10 protein-coding genes, 1 tRNA gene and 2 pseudogenes are annotated in these 13,157 nt (G+C 70.6%); 7 read left to right on the forward strand and 6 right to left on the reverse strand.

Annotated elements, in window-relative coordinates:
• Positions 1-30: 30 nt before the first annotated feature.
• The 3 genes and pseudogenes from EJ357_RS22755 to EJ357_RS22765 form a co-directional block, all read right to left on the reverse strand.
• Positions 31-1,197, reverse strand: a complete 1,167-nt coding sequence (locus EJ357_RS22755; protein ID WP_126393418.1) for a lipid-transfer protein — start codon at positions 1,195-1,197, stop codon at positions 31-33.
• A 644-nt stretch (positions 1,198-1,841) separates the two neighbouring features.
• Positions 1,842-2,723, reverse strand: a pseudogene (locus EJ357_RS49475) (bifunctional MaoC family dehydratase N-terminal/OB-fold nucleic acid binding domain-containing protein); the annotation flags it as partial.
• A gap of 414 nt (positions 2,724-3,137) precedes the next feature.
• Positions 3,138-3,464: a hypothetical protein gene (locus EJ357_RS22765; protein WP_126393419.1), complete on the reverse strand. Its 327-nt coding sequence runs from the start codon at positions 3,462-3,464 to the stop codon at positions 3,138-3,140.
• Positions 3,465-3,853: 389 nt separating this feature from the next.
• Between EJ357_RS22765 and EJ357_RS22770 the strand changes: the two genes are divergently transcribed.
• The 4 genes and pseudogenes from EJ357_RS22770 (at position 3,854) to EJ357_RS22785 (ending at position 6,205) form a co-directional block, all read left to right on the forward strand.
• On the forward strand, positions 3,854-4,720 hold the full coding sequence (locus EJ357_RS22770; protein ID WP_126393420.1) for a bifunctional DNA primase/polymerase: 867 nt from the start codon (positions 3,854-3,856) through the stop codon (positions 4,718-4,720).
• Positions 4,721-4,845: 125 nt separating this feature from the next.
• Positions 4,846-5,277: a hypothetical protein gene (locus EJ357_RS22775; protein WP_126393421.1), complete on the forward strand. Its 432-nt coding sequence runs from the start codon at positions 4,846-4,848 to the stop codon at positions 5,275-5,277.
• An 85-nt stretch (positions 5,278-5,362) separates the two neighbouring features.
• Positions 5,363-5,772 (forward strand): annotated as a pseudogene (locus EJ357_RS22780) (DinB family protein); the annotation flags it as partial.
• A gap of 64 nt (positions 5,773-5,836) precedes the next feature.
• Positions 5,837-6,205, forward strand: a complete 369-nt coding sequence (locus EJ357_RS22785; RefSeq protein ID WP_126393422.1) for an amphi-Trp domain-containing protein — start codon at positions 5,837-5,839, stop codon at positions 6,203-6,205.
• Positions 6,206-6,338: 133 nt separating this feature from the next.
• On the opposite strand, the gene EJ357_RS22790 is transcribed toward EJ357_RS22785, so the two are convergent.
• The 3 genes from EJ357_RS22790 to EJ357_RS22800 all read right to left on the reverse strand — a co-directional run bounded on the left by EJ357_RS22790 (position 6,339) and on the right by EJ357_RS22800 (position 10,070).
• Positions 6,339-6,425: transfer RNA gene (locus EJ357_RS22790), tRNA-Ser, on the reverse strand.
• Positions 6,426-6,586: 161 nt separating this feature from the next.
• The gene (locus tag EJ357_RS22795) at positions 6,587-8,152 is read right to left on the reverse strand and encodes a serine/threonine-protein kinase (protein WP_126393423.1); all 1,566 of its coding nucleotides are present in this window, start codon (positions 8,150-8,152) and stop codon (positions 6,587-6,589) included.
• Between the two features lie 376 nt (positions 8,153-8,528).
• Positions 8,529-10,070 (reverse strand): S1C family serine protease, encoded by a 1,542-nt coding sequence (locus EJ357_RS22800; protein WP_126393424.1) that lies wholly within the window; start codon positions 10,068-10,070, stop codon positions 8,529-8,531.
• A 275-nt stretch (positions 10,071-10,345) separates the two neighbouring features.
• Between EJ357_RS22800 and EJ357_RS22810 the strand changes: the two genes are divergently transcribed.
• From EJ357_RS22810 to EJ357_RS22820, 3 genes are all read left to right on the forward strand, one after another.
• Positions 10,346-11,173, forward strand: coding sequence for a glycerophosphodiester phosphodiesterase (locus EJ357_RS22810; protein ID WP_126393425.1), 828 nt, complete (start codon positions 10,346-10,348; stop codon positions 11,171-11,173).
• Positions 11,174-11,395: 222 nt separating this feature from the next.
• Entirely contained in the window at positions 11,396-12,034 is a 639-nt protein-coding gene (locus tag EJ357_RS22815) for an ATP-binding protein (RefSeq protein ID WP_126393426.1), read from the forward strand.
• A gap of 127 nt (positions 12,035-12,161) precedes the next feature.
• Positions 12,162-13,127: a DUF5926 family protein gene (locus EJ357_RS22820; protein WP_126393427.1), complete on the forward strand. Its 966-nt coding sequence runs from the start codon at positions 12,162-12,164 to the stop codon at positions 13,125-13,127.
• Positions 13,128-13,157: the final 30 nt, after the last annotated feature.

Below are 13,157 nucleotides of genomic sequence, written 5' to 3' on the forward strand. Positions count from 1 at the left end.
CACGGGCAACGCTCACCGGCAAGGCTGGCGTCACCCATCCGCGGCCAGGACCAGCCCCGACGTCGGCACGCCCGTGCCAGCCGTCACCAGGACCCGTCCCGCCCCGGGTATCTGGTTCACGGACGTCCCCCGCACCTGTCTCACCCCCTCCGCGATGCCGTTCATGCCGTGCAGATACGCCTCCCCCAGCTGACCCCCGTGCGTGTTGAGTGGCAGCCGCTCCTCGGCCACGAAGTCCCCGGCCTCTCCCTTTCCGCAGAACCCGAACTCCTCCAGTTGCATCAGCACGAACGGAGTGAAGTGGTCGTACAGGATCCCCACGTCGATCTCCCCCGGTCCCAGCCCGGCCGTCCGCCACAGTTGCCGAGCCACCACGGCCATCTCCGGCAGGCCGGTGAGGTCGTCCCGGTAGAAGCTCGTCATCTGCTCCTGCCCTCGGCCGGCGCCCTGTGCCGCCGCCGCTATGACGGCCGGCGGATGGGGCAGATCACGGGCCCGGTCGGCGGACGTGATCACGAGCGCCTGGCCGCCGTCCGTCTCCTGGCAGCAGTCCAGCAGCCGCAGCGGCTCGACTATCCAGCGCGAGGCCGCGTGATCGGCGAGGGTGATCGGTCTGCCGTGGAAGTACGCGGCCGGGTTGGTCGCCGCGTACTTGCGGTCGGTGACCGCCGCATGCCCGAACACCTCCGGCGTCAGTCCGTACGCGTGCAGATACCGCTGGGCCGCCATCGCCACCCACGACGCCGGTGTGAGCAACCCGAACGGCAGCGACCAGCCGAGCGCCACGCCCTCCGCCGACGGCTCCCGATGCTGCACGCCCGAGCCGAAACGCCGCCCCGACCGCTCGTTGAACGCCCGGTAGCAGACCACCACCTCCGCGACCCCCGTCGCCACGGCGAGCGCCGCCTGCTGGACGGTCGCGCAGGCCGCGCCACCCCCGTAGTGGACGCGGGAGAAGAAGGACAGCTCACCCATCCCACAGGCCTGGGCCACGGTGATCTCCGGGCTGGTGTCCATCGTGAACGTCACCATCCCGTCCACGTCTCCCGGCGTCAGCCCCGCGTCGTCCAGCGCGGCCCGCACCGCCTCCACGGCCAGCCGGAGCTCGCTGCGACCCGAGTCCTTGGAGAACTCGGTGGCCCCGACACCGACAATCGCCGCCCGGCCGGAGAGGGAGTCCCTTGTGCGCGCGCTCATGCGGCACCTCCCGAGGGAGCGGTGGCTGTCGGCACGGTCACCCTCACCGTGCCGGTCACGTGTCTGCCGATGCCGTTCGCCCCCACGACCCGCACCGTCGCGGTGTCGCCGTCAAGCTCCTCGACCGTGCCCGTCAACACCATGGTGTCTCCCGGGTAGTTGGGCGCCCCTAGCCTTATGGCCACGCTGCGCAGTACGGCCGTCGGTCCGAAGTGGTCGGTGATGTAGCGGCCGACCAGGCCGTTCGTCGTCAGGATGTTCATGAAGACATCGGGGGAGCCCTTCTCGCGAGCCAGCTCCGCGTCGTGGTGCACGTCCTGGTAGTCGCGTGAGGCGATGGCTCCGGCGACGATCAGCATGCGGGTGATCGGGATCTCCAGCGGCAGCAGTTCGTCCCCGGCCTTCATGGGCGTTCCCGCCGCCTGTGCCACCTCCGCCGTCTCCACCACGTCCGTCGCGTCCGATGTCTCCGCCGCGTCCGTCGCGTCCGACGTGGCCACTGTGTCCGTCGCGTCCGACGTATCCACCGCGTCCGACGCCCCCGTCACCTCCGCACCGCCCGTCATGCTCCAGCCCCCTTGATCTCCCGGCTCCTCTGGATCCCCTGGACCTCCCGGATCTCCTGAACCTCCTGGGGTTTCCTGAACCTCCTGCGCCTCCTGAGCCCGCCAGACCGGCAGCACCAGTTCCTCGTCGCAGTCCTGGAACTCCAGCCGTACCGGCAGCCCGATCCGCACCTTGTCGTACGGCACGCCCACCACGTTGCCGATCATCCGCACGCCCTCGGCCAGTTCGATCAGGCCGACCGCGTAAGGGGGGTCGAAGGCCGGGAACGGCGGGTGGTGCATCACGACGTACGAATAGACCGTGCCCATGCCGCTCGCCTCGACCGTGCCCCAGTCCAGGCCGCCGCAGGCGTTGCAGCCGGGGAGCCAGGGGTGCCGCAGGGTGCCGCAGCCGGTGCAGCGCTGGATGAGCAGGGTGCGGCTGCGGACTCCCTCCCAGAAGCCGGCGTTGTCACGGTTGACGACGGGGCGGGGGCGTGCAGGCTTCTCACGCCGGCCTGGCCGACGTATGGGCGCGTACTTGAGGATGCGGAAGCGGTGGGTGCCCGCGAGGTCGGTGCCGACGCGGACGTCCATGCGGGTCGTGACGAAGTACCCCGTGCCGAGCTTCGTCGTCTTCTTCTCCGACACCGACTCGATCACCGAGTCGAAGGTGATCTCGTCCCCCGGCCGCAGCGGCCGCAGATACTCCTGCTCGCAGTCGGTGGCGACCACCGAGGTGTAGCCCGCCTCGTCGAGCAGGGCGAGCAGTTCGTCGTACGCGTGCGTGCCTCTCGTACGGCCGGAGAGGCCGCTCATGGTCCACGCCTGAAGCATGGTGGGCGGTGCGATGGCGTCCGGTCCCGAGTACGCCGGGTTGGTGTCGCCCATCGCCTCGCACCAGTGCCGGATCATGGGCACGTTGATGGGGTCCTTGCCCACACGGGCCACGGCGGCCGACCGCCCCTCGTAGACCTTCAGCCGCGCTGCGAACTCGCTGCCCGTCTCCGCGAACTCGCCGCCCGTCCGCGCTTCATGGCTCACCGTCGACTCGTGGCTCACCGTCGACTCGTAGCTCACCGTCGCCCCCTCGTCTCATCGACCTCGTCGCCCCACGACGCATCGCACTGACACTTCTGGTACACCGCGACCGCCGATCCGGTTCCCACGAGTTTTCGGGAACGTCCACGAGCACGAGGCCCCGCGAGGGTTTCTGACTGTCCGTCAGATACGACTCACTGTCAAGGCCGTCCATGAACGCCCTCGCGACAGCACCAAAACGCCTGCGCGGCGGCACCGAAGTACCGCCGCGCAGACGCGTTACACCCCACAGAGCACACCCGACACAATCCGAGGGGGCCGATGCCTGAGCACCGGGGCACCGACCCCCTCAGCTCACCACCAGAGCGGCGTGAAGTTGACGGCCGCGTTGTCGTTGCCCTGGTTGATGGCCGTGAACGCGGACCCGTTGACCTGGGCGGTGTTGCTCTGGTTGGAGGCGCCCGAGCCGGTCGCCTGCTGCTGGGTGGTGGACGAGGTGCCGTAGTTGTCGCCGCCGACCCCGCTGCCGATCAGGCCCTGGACGGCGTTCGTGACAGCCGCACTTGATCCGTCGTCCGCGAAGGCGCCGTTGTCCGCCGCCGCGACGCCGGTGAACAGAGCGGCGGCGAGCGGGAGGGCGGAGACGGCTGCGATGACGCGGGCGGTACGGATGCTTGCCATGTTTGTTCCTCCAGAACAGGTGCGCCCAGGCTCCCCGCCGGACGCATGGGTGGTGCATGAAGTACTGCTGTTTCCAAGGCAGTTGGCCGACCGCCTCGGAGTTCTGCACGACGTCGCGAGATCAGAGTTGCCCACCGAATCCCCGGCGAACCACCACGGAAGCCCCTATTCGCCCTCAAGCGTGATGACAAGTCGATAAACCCCCTTCGTAGCTCCTAGCTCGCACATGAGGACAGTTCGGAGCGGCACGGGACAGGCCCACCCCAAGCACCACAAGGGATGAAGCGTTCCTGCATCCTTCCGGCCAATCCCCGCCGACCGGCGAGTCGCCGACCGGGTCACCCCTAATCCCCCTTCCTTTTTTCGAACACTCGTACGAACATAGAGGTATGGCCACCACCGACCGGCAGGCCACGACGCTGGCCCTCGCACACGCCCTGTCAGCCGCCGAGCGCGGACTGGCCGTCATCCCCCTGTCCCGGACGAAGCTCCCGGCCCTGCGTTCCCCGCACCGTGACGACCCCGACCCCGCCCCCTGCCACGGCGAGTGCGGCCGCTTCGGGCACGGGGTCTACGACGCCTCCACCGACCCCGCCCGCATCCGAGAACTCTTCGCGGCCGCCCCCTGGGCGACGGGCTACGGCATCGCCTGCGGCCTGCCGCCACACCATCTGATCGGCATCGACCTCGACACCAAATCCGGTACGGACTCCTCGGCCGCCCTGCGCGAACTCGCCCTGCGCCACCTGTTCACGATTCCGCCCACCGTCGTCGTCCTGACCCCGAGCGGCGGCCGCCACCTCTGGCTGACCGGCCCGGCCGGGATCGTCGTCCCCAACTCGGCGGGCCGCCTCGCGCCCGGTATCGACATCCGGGGCGCCGGCGGCTACCTCGTCGGCCCCGGCTCCCGTACCGACCACGGCGTCTACAGCACGGCACCCGGCACGTCCCACATCGCCCCCGCGCCCTGCCCGCGCGCCCTTCTGCGCCTCCTGCTCCCGCCACCCCGCACACACCACCACGCACCCCCGTCGACCGGCGGCCACGGCCAGGGACTCGTCCAGTTCGTGCTCGCCGCGCACGAGGGGCAGCGCAACACCCGCCTGTTCTGGGCGGCCTGCCGCGCCTACGAGGACGGCATCGGCCCCGCCCTCGTCGACCCCCTCGTCGAAGCCGCCCTCAACACCGGCCTGACCGAACGCGAGGCCCGCGCCACGATCGCGTCGGCGGCACGCATGACAGGCCACCGGCCCTGACGCGCGCCGCCGCTCCACAGGCCCCCAGGCCCTGTCCAGGCCCCTGAACAGGCGCTTGCACTGGCCCTTGCACAGGCCTTGAAATTCACGGGAGCTCGATGCACCACCGCCCTAGAGTGCCGACCATGTCGCTGACCCGTGTCGTCCTCACGTCCGGCCGCTCGCTCGACCTCTCCGAACTGCGGCTCTCCTCGACGTACGGCGGAATGCTGGAGGGCTATCCGTGCAAGCCGGTCAACGAGATGAAGATCAAGGGCCTGCTGCTCGCCGCCGAGCGGGCCGATCCCGCCGCTCCGGTGCACCTCGTCGCGCCGCCGCGCGAGTATCCCGACCAGTACGCGGGCGCCTTCGGCCCGGTCGAGGTGCTGCCGCCGGTGGCGTGCGTCGGCGCCTTCCGTTCGACCGCCCTCGACCGCGACCACGACCCGGTCCTCTACCGCTCCGCCCTCACGATCATCTGGTTCCAGTCCACCCCGTACGTGCCGTCCGGCTGTGACGCGGAGGAGGCGTTGCGGGAGGTCCCCTGGGAGGAGCTGGCGCGGGACTACGAGCTCTAGCGGGACAGCGAGGCGCTGGGCCCGAGGAGCGGGCGGGGGCTCGGCGTGACAAAGGGTCGGCGTGTCGGCGGCTCGAAAATCGCCACACTGCTGGACGGTGCACCGAGCCGCCGACGGCACCTGGGTTCCGGACCGGGCGGAGACCGAGCCCGACCCCGTCCCCGTGCCCACGATCGCCTGCGTGAGCCGGCGCATCGGCTGGTGGTGGAGCGTGGCCACCGACCATCTGCGGGGCCGCCCGCCCCGGGAGCGGACGACGTCACCTGGTCCGGCGACGAGACGGCGGCCGTCACGCGGCTGCGCGACCTGCGCACCGACTGGCTTGCGGCACTGGACCGCCTCGACGACCGGGACCTGGACGCCACGGCCGCGTTCCCCTGGCCGAGCGACCCCGGGTACACCGTCGCCCACATGATCGGCTGGGTGAACGCCGAGCTGATGAAGAACGCCGCGGAGATCGGGCAGTTGCGACTGCTGCGGGCCCAGCGGTCGTGACGCCCTTGCGACAAAATGGATGTTATCGCCCGTTTACTCTGCTTGTGCCGGATCGGAGAGTGCTATGAAGGACCTCAAACTTGAACAGAAGCGTTCACTGTCCCGCCTGGAGGCGGCTGATCAGCTCGAGGCGCTCGCGGCCGCGCTGAGGGAGGGCGGGGAGGCCGAACTGGAACTCGACCCCTGGAAGCTCAGCCTGCGGATCCCCTCCGACCTTCGCACCGAGTTCGAGGTCGAGGTCAGTGACGGGGAGATCGAGTTGGAGATCGAGTTGAAGTGGCCGGCCGCATCGGCTGCCCGGACAGCGTCATCGCAGGCCGCGACAGGCGAAGAGAAGGCCGTGAGCGGGCGGAAGAGCACGGCAGCCGCACCCAGGCGAAGCGCCGCCGGTGGAGGCAGGACCTCGAAGCGGACCCCCGCGAAGAAGTCCTGAACCGCGCCGAGGCACGGCCTCATGGCCCGCACAGCGCACGAACCGATTCGGCCACACCGCGCGGCCGGACTGCGAAAGGGGCGCCCGGAAATCCGGACACCCCTTCCCACCTGGCCTTACGTCGCCTGGCAAGCGGTGGGTGTGGGATTTGAACCCACGGTGACATCGCTGCCACGACGGTTTTCAAGACCGTTCCCTTAGGCCGCTCGGGCAACCCACCTCGGCCCCGGCCCACCAGGGGCGGAGCGGGTACAGCGTACCGGCCTCGCGCGTTGTGCGGGGTTCCTGGTCCGGATGGGGCCGGTTGGCCCGTCCTGTACCAGGTGACGTGGCTCATGCGTCAGGTGCCGTCGCTCGGCATCCGGTGTCGCCGCCCACGCGTCAGGTGCCGTCGCCCACGCGCACCCCGTTGACGGCGGCATCGAAGGCCGGGCGGTACTCGTGCCATTGGTCGTCCGGCGCGGACAGGTAGATCACGTACTGGGTTCCGTGGGCGCTCGCGAAGGCCAGCTCCGCGGCCCGGTACTTCCGTGCCCTGCCGTCGAAGGTGAACTCCCAGTACCCAGCGGGCCCTCCCCGGAAGGTCGTCTCGGCCATCCTCACCCGCTCGTATCCGGGGTTGTCGCGAGCGGTCTGTTCCTCCTCCGTCTCGCGCCAGTGCTGCAGCGGATCGGAGCCGGCGAACTCGATGACGTTGACCCTCAGGCCCACGAGGCGCGACGGGTCTATGTAGCCGACTTCGCCGCCGGAGAGCGTCTTGCGGGTCCAGCCGTCCTGCACGGGCACGGAGATGCCGCTGTCCGGACTCTCGAGGTGGTATCCGGCCGGCACCGGCGGCACGGAGGAACTGGAGCCGGGGTCAGAGCCAGACCCAGAGCCGGTGCCGGCGCCAGGGCTGGTGCCCGTCGTGGGCGTCGACGCCTCGGAGCCGGAGGCCTGCCTGCCAGGCCCGTCGGTCCTGCCGTTGAGCCACCACACCGTGCCGCCCGCCAGACAGGCGGCGAGCGTCACGGCCAGGGCCGACAGCACCACCGTACGGCGGCGGTCGGCGCGGCTCTTGGACGCGGGAGGCGTGAGGACGTCGGTACGGTTCGGTCGCGTGGGCGGATCCAGGGGCTCGGTCCCGGTGCTGGTCACGTCGCCCAGGCGGCGTTCGACCTCGTGCACGTCCATGCGCCGGCCCGGGTCCTTGACGAGCAGGCCCTCGATCACCGGGGCCAGCTCACCGGCGTTGCGCGGCGGCTCGTACGGGTCCGTGGCGATGGCGTACGCGGTCTCGATCGCGGTGTCGCGGCGGAACGGGTCGCGCCCCTCGACCGCCTGGTACAGCGTCGCCCCCAGGGCCCACAGGTCACTGGCGGGACCGGTCTCGGGGCGCGCTCCCCGCAGTCGTTCGGGCGCCAGGTAGCCGATGGAGCCGATCAGCTCGCCGGGCTTGGTCAGCGAGGACGTGCCCGACTCCATGGCGATCCCGAAGTCGGTGAGGATGATCCGCCCGTCGTCACCGAGCAGCACGTTGGCGGGTTTGACGTCCCGGTGCTGCACTCCGACGTCGTGGGCGGCGCGCAGGGCGGCGGCCATGGCGCGGCCGATCCGGGCGGCTTCCCCGGGCGGCAGCGCACCCCGCCGCTTCAGTACGTCGCTCAGCGTGACCGAGGGCACGTACTCCATGACGATGCACGGCAGGCCCTCGTCGTCGACCACGTCGTGTACGACGATCACGTTGGGGTGGGTGATCCGGGCGGCGCTGCGGGCCTCGCGGCGGGTGCGTTCGTAGAGCGTGCGGACCTCGTCGTCCTGCAGGTGCGGTGGAATGCGCAGTTTCTTCACGGCGACATGGCGGCCGAGCATCTTGTCCTCGGCACGCCAGACGGTGCCCATGCCGCCGCTGCCCACCCGGTCCACCAGCAGGTACCGGCCGGCGACGAGCCGTCCAAGATCGGACACCGCGAGATTGTCCCCTTGTCTGCTTGCCATTCGCGGCTCTGCTTCCCGTTTGCGAAGAGTCGAGGTCGAGAAGGCACGATAGCCCATTCGATTGCATGGCCACGGTCACCGGTCGACCGGCAACTCCCGGCGCGCACCGCGCAGTCCACACCTGTGTGTGAACGAGGGCCACCCGGTGTGGTGGGACGCGGTACGCCGTGTCCTGGTTCCCTTCACTTCCCGGAATCCCGTTTCGAAGCTTGGTTCCCCTCGCTTCGCAGATCCCCGATTCCCTCACTCCCCGGAACCGGATTCCCTCACTCTCCGGAAAACAGACACGCGCGCGTGGTCGGCCCCTCAAACGGAGCCGGACCTACGCGCGCGTGGCCGTCGAACGTCAGCTGTCGCCCGTGCGGGAGCCCAGGGTCAGTTCGACCGTGCGGGACTTGCCGTCCCGTTCGTAGGTGATCGTGACCTTGTCGCCGGGCTGGTGGGTCCAGATCTCGCCGATCAGGGTGGGACCGGAGTCGATCACCCTGTCGTCGAGCTTGGTGATGACGTCGCCGGGCTGGAGGCCGGCCTTGTCGGCGGGGCCGCCCGCCTCGACCGCGTCCGCGCTGCTGTTGCCCTGGTCGACGATCTTGGCGCCGTCGCTGGTGTCCTCCGTGGAGACGGAGGCGCCGATCTTGGCGTAGACCGGCTCACCGGTCTTGATCAGCTGCTGGGCGACGTACTTGGCCTGGTTGATCGGGATGGCGAAGCCGAGGCCGATCGAGCCGGACTGGCTGGTGCCGCCCAGGCCGTTGGCGGCGGACTGGATCGCGGAGTTGATGCCGATGACGTTGCCCTGCGCGTCCAGCAGCGGGCCGCCGGAGTTGCCCGGGTTGATCGAGGCGTCGGTCTGCAGGGCGCTCATGTACGAGGCGTTGCTGCCGGTGCCGTCGCTGGAGGCCACCGGGCGGTTCTTAGCGCTGATGATGCCCGTGGTGACCGTGTTGGAGAGGCCGAAGGGGGCGCCGATCGCGATCGTCGAGTCGCCCACCGCCACCTCGTCGGAGTTGCCCAGCGTGAGCGGCTTGAGGTCCGACGGGGCGTTCTTGAGCTTGATGACCGCCACGTCGTAGCCCTGCGCGTGGCCGACGACCTCGGCGTCGTACTTCTTGCCGTTCGGGAAGGTGGCCGTCAGCTTGCCGCCGTCGACCGCGTCGGCCACCACGTGGTTGTTGGTCAGGATGTGGCCCTCGGCGTCGAAGACGAAGCCGGTGCCCGTGCCGCCCTCGCCGCTGCTGCTCTCGGCCTGGATGGTGACGGTGCTGGGCAGCGCCTTGGCGGCCACGCCCGCGACGGTGCCCGGGTCGCGCTTGACGGAGCCGCCGCTGTCGGGGGCGGAGACGGTCGTGGAGGAGGTGGTGTCGTCGTTCTTGGCCAGGGTGTAGCCGAGGCCGCCGCCCAGGCCGCCCGCGACCAGCGCGGCGATGAGGACCGCGGCGAGCAGACCGCCGCGGCCGCGGCCGGACTTCGGCGCAGGCTGCTGGTACGTGGCACCCCAGCCGGAGCCCGCACCGGCACCGCCGCCCGCGGCGCCGCCGTCGGCGTACGGCTGCGTGCCGGGCGGCGGCGGGGGCGGCCAGGAGGCATCGGGGGCCGAGCCCTGGGTGACGGGCGGCTGGGGTACGGGCGGCTGGGCACCGGCGCCGTTCGAGGCGACCGGGGCGGCGTACGGCTGTGACCCGTCGGCGGCTCCCGGGGCGGCGTACGGCTGCGTGCCGTCGGCGTTAGCGGGGGCGCCGCTCGGCACCGGCGGGAGCGGCGTGGTCGGGGCGGCGTCGCCCTCGGGGGCCGGGTGCTCCTGGGAAGCAGGAGCAGCGGGAGTATCCACCGGCACGGGGGGTGCGGACGGGGCCGGGGGTACCGCGGCGCCCTCGTTCTCGGTGCTCACAGCTTCTCTCCTCGATCCACGGCTGTTGTCTTCGGTCGCACTCGGTCACGCCCGTTCGCTTGCCACTGCTTGTCGGCGGTCGGTGCGTTTCAGCTGTGCATGCCTTTATGTATGCCGTCAGCTTTTCCCACAGGCCGTCAGAGCACCATAAGCGGTCGCTGTGGGTCCACGGCCAACCTTTATATTGCCCATGTGAGACTAAACGGGCGCAATCCCTGCGCACCCGCTGCTCCTCCGGTCGCACGCCCACCCCGGTGCGGTGGCACCATGACGCGGTGACCCACGCACGGCAGCAGCAGATCCAAGTCGTCGCCCATCGCGGAGCCTCCGAAGACGCTCCCGAGCACACCCTTGCCGCGTACAAGAAGGCGATCGAGGACGGTGCGGACGCCCTCGAGTGCGATGTACGCCTCACCGCGGACGGTCATCTCGTCTGCGTCCACGACCGACGCGTCAACCGTACGTCCAACGGCCGCGGCGCGGTCTCGGCCCTGGAGCTCGCCGAGCTCGCCGCTTTGGACTTCGGCTCCCGGAAGAACCGTGACTCGTGGAAGAACCGGGCCGAGGAGCCCGACTGGGAGTTCCGGCCGGAGGACCCCGAGGACACCTCCGTGCTCACCCTGGAGCGGCTGCTGGAGCTCGTCGCCGACGCCGGGCGGCGGGTGGAGATGGCGATCGAGACCAAGCACCCGACGCGTTGGGCGGGACAGGTCGAGGAGCGGCTGCTGCACCTGCTGAAGCGGTTCGGGCTGGACGCGCCCGCCTCGGCCGAGGAGTCCCCGGTGCGCGTCATGAGCTTCTCGGCGCGCTCGCTGCATCGCGTGCGTGCCGCCTCGCCGACGCTGCCGACGGTCTATCTGATGCAGTTCGTCTCGCCCAGGCTGCGGGACGGCCGACTGCCCGCGGGCGTCCATGTCGCCGGCCCCTCGATCCGGATCGTGCGCAATCACCCGGCGTACGTGGAGCGCCTGAAGGGGGCGGGTCACCAGGTGCACGTCTGGACCGTGAACGAGCCCCAGGACGTCGACCTCTGCGTCGAACTGGGCGTCGACGCCATCATCACCAACCGCCCGCGCGCGGTGCTGCACCAGCTCGGCCGCTGACCACGCGCGTGTGCTCCCGGCGCCGCGCGCTCGAAGCACGCGCGTGTGCCCCGGGTAAGCCGCACACCGGGAAACCCCTAGAACCTCATCAATCCCTGCACAACCTCTTGACCCTGAAGTCCCAGCAGCCTCATCCTCCACTCTCGGCCACACCGATAATTTCCAGCCATCTCGACTACGGGGAGTGCTCCGGCGCGTTCGGTCCGTATTCGATCGTTGTGAATGCGTCGCCAGACATTGGTTGGCCGGTTTCCGGTACAGGCCAATGGGGCATCCACACCGTGGCGTGGGGCAAAGGAGGTCTCGGGGGTGGCGTTGGTGGTGGCACAGGAGGTGCCCACGTCGTCGAGCATGGCCGTACCCCATGGCCCTGCGGGCGTGGGGGAAGCGAGACACCGTATGCGCTCGCAGTTGCGCAGGGGCGGGGTAGCGGAATCGGTCATCGACGATGCCGTACTGATTCTTTCCGAACTCTTGAGCAACGCGTGCAAACACGGCCGACCACTGGGTGACGCACTGTCCGGGGACGGCGACGTCCTGGCCGCATGGCGCGTGGACGCGGGCGGCAGGCTCACCGTGGAGGTGACGGACGGCGGCGGACCCACCCGCCCGGCTCCAGCCACGCCCTCGGTCACCGCGCACGGCGGCCGCGGGCTGAACATCATCACCGCCCTGGCCGACGACTGGGGGGTACGGGACGACGCCCGCGGTGAGGTCACGGTCTGGGTCGTGGTCCACGTCGACGTTCATGATCCTGATGCCGGGCACCGCCGCGACGACTTCGCTACGCGCGTTGCGGCGCCGTCCGTGAGCGCGATACCCGGCCTCGACTTCGCGGACGCCTTCGACGACATGGATTGACGGGCGCTCGGCACCGGAGGCCGTGCCCGGCACGAACCGTGGGTTGTCCACAGGCTCCCGTCGGCCATGGCCTGAACGGCTAGGCTCGCGCCGTACGAGACGAGCCGTAACCGGGAGACAACTCACGATGGCCAAGAAGCGACCCCAGACCCAGGCCAAGCGCCCGCAGCTCAGCGACGGGGAGATCCCGGTCGTCGGCGCACGCGAGCCCTGCCCCTGCGGCAGCGGCCGCCGCTACAAGGCCTGCCACGGCCGGGCCGCCGCACAGGCGGTGACCGAGCTCGTGCACCGCCCGTTCGAGGGGCTGCCGGGCGAGTGCGACTGGGTGGCCCTGCGCGAACTGGTGCCGGCCGCCACCGTCGAACTGCCCCTGAAGGGCGGTCTCCCCGAAGGCGTCCCGTCCGTCACCCTCGCCACCGTCCTGCCGATGGCCTGGCCGGCCCTGCGCCGCGACGACGGCTCGGTGCTGCTCGGCCTGCAGAACGACACGGCGTCGGGCGACATCAGCCGTGACCTCGCCGACACCCTCCAGCAGGCTCTCGCCGCCCAGCCGGGCACCCCGGTCCAGGGCCGCCGCGCCCCGGCCGACGGTCCGCGGCTGCAGGATCTGCTCGACCCCGAAGGCGCGTTCGAGCCAGTTGTGCACCCGGGCTTCGAGTTCTGGGTCCCGGACGCGGAGAACGCCACTCCTGAGGTCTCCGCCTCCCTGGAGCGGGCCAACGCCGCGGCCATCCCCACCGTGAAGCTGACCGGCGTGGACGCCGCCTACTGGTGCGAGACGCCGGAGAAGAACCACCTGCGCTGGGTCATGCCGCACCCCGAGGAGCAGCTTCTGGACGCTCTCGCGCGGCTGCACGCGGCAGGGAAGTCGAGCCTCGGCGAAGGCACCCGGCTCGTCGGTTCCTTCCGCGCTCACGGCCTCACCGTGCCGGTCTGGGACCTGCCGAGCGAGATCGGCGCGGAGGACGTGGAGAAGCCGGCGGCCGAGTTCGCCGAGCGCCTCGCCGCGGCCCTGGCCACCGACGCTCCGCTCACCGCGGACGAGCGCCGCGCGCGTGGCGGCCTGACCAACCGGCAGGTCACGCTCAGCTGACGCACAGGACGGAGATCGGGTTCGGCTGAA

The organism is Streptomyces cyaneochromogenes (assembly GCF_003963535.1).
GTDB lineage: Bacteria > Actinomycetota > Actinomycetes > Streptomycetales > Streptomycetaceae > Streptomyces > Streptomyces shaanxiensis.

What these genes read in the sequence shown, in the direction of transcription:
- EJ357_RS22755 (WP_126393418.1), bottom strand. Translation starts at nt 1,197, where the DNA reads ATGAGCGCGCGCACAAGGGACTCCCTCTCCGGCCGGGCGGCGATTGTC.
- EJ357_RS22765 (WP_126393419.1), bottom strand. Translation starts at nt 3,464, where the DNA reads ATGGCAAGCATCCGTACCGCCCGCGTCATCGCAGCCGTCTCCGCCCTC.
- EJ357_RS22770 (WP_126393420.1), top strand. Translation starts at nt 3,854, where the DNA reads ATGGCCACCACCGACCGGCAGGCCACGACGCTGGCCCTCGCACACGCC.
- EJ357_RS22775 (WP_126393421.1), top strand. Translation starts at nt 4,846, where the DNA reads ATGTCGCTGACCCGTGTCGTCCTCACGTCCGGCCGCTCGCTCGACCTC.
- EJ357_RS22785 (WP_126393422.1), top strand. Translation starts at nt 5,837, where the DNA reads ATGAAGGACCTCAAACTTGAACAGAAGCGTTCACTGTCCCGCCTGGAG.
- EJ357_RS22815 (WP_126393426.1), top strand. Translation starts at nt 11,396, where the DNA reads ATGCGTCGCCAGACATTGGTTGGCCGGTTTCCGGTACAGGCCAATGGG.
- EJ357_RS22820 (WP_126393427.1), top strand. Translation starts at nt 12,162, where the DNA reads ATGGCCAAGAAGCGACCCCAGACCCAGGCCAAGCGCCCGCAGCTCAGC.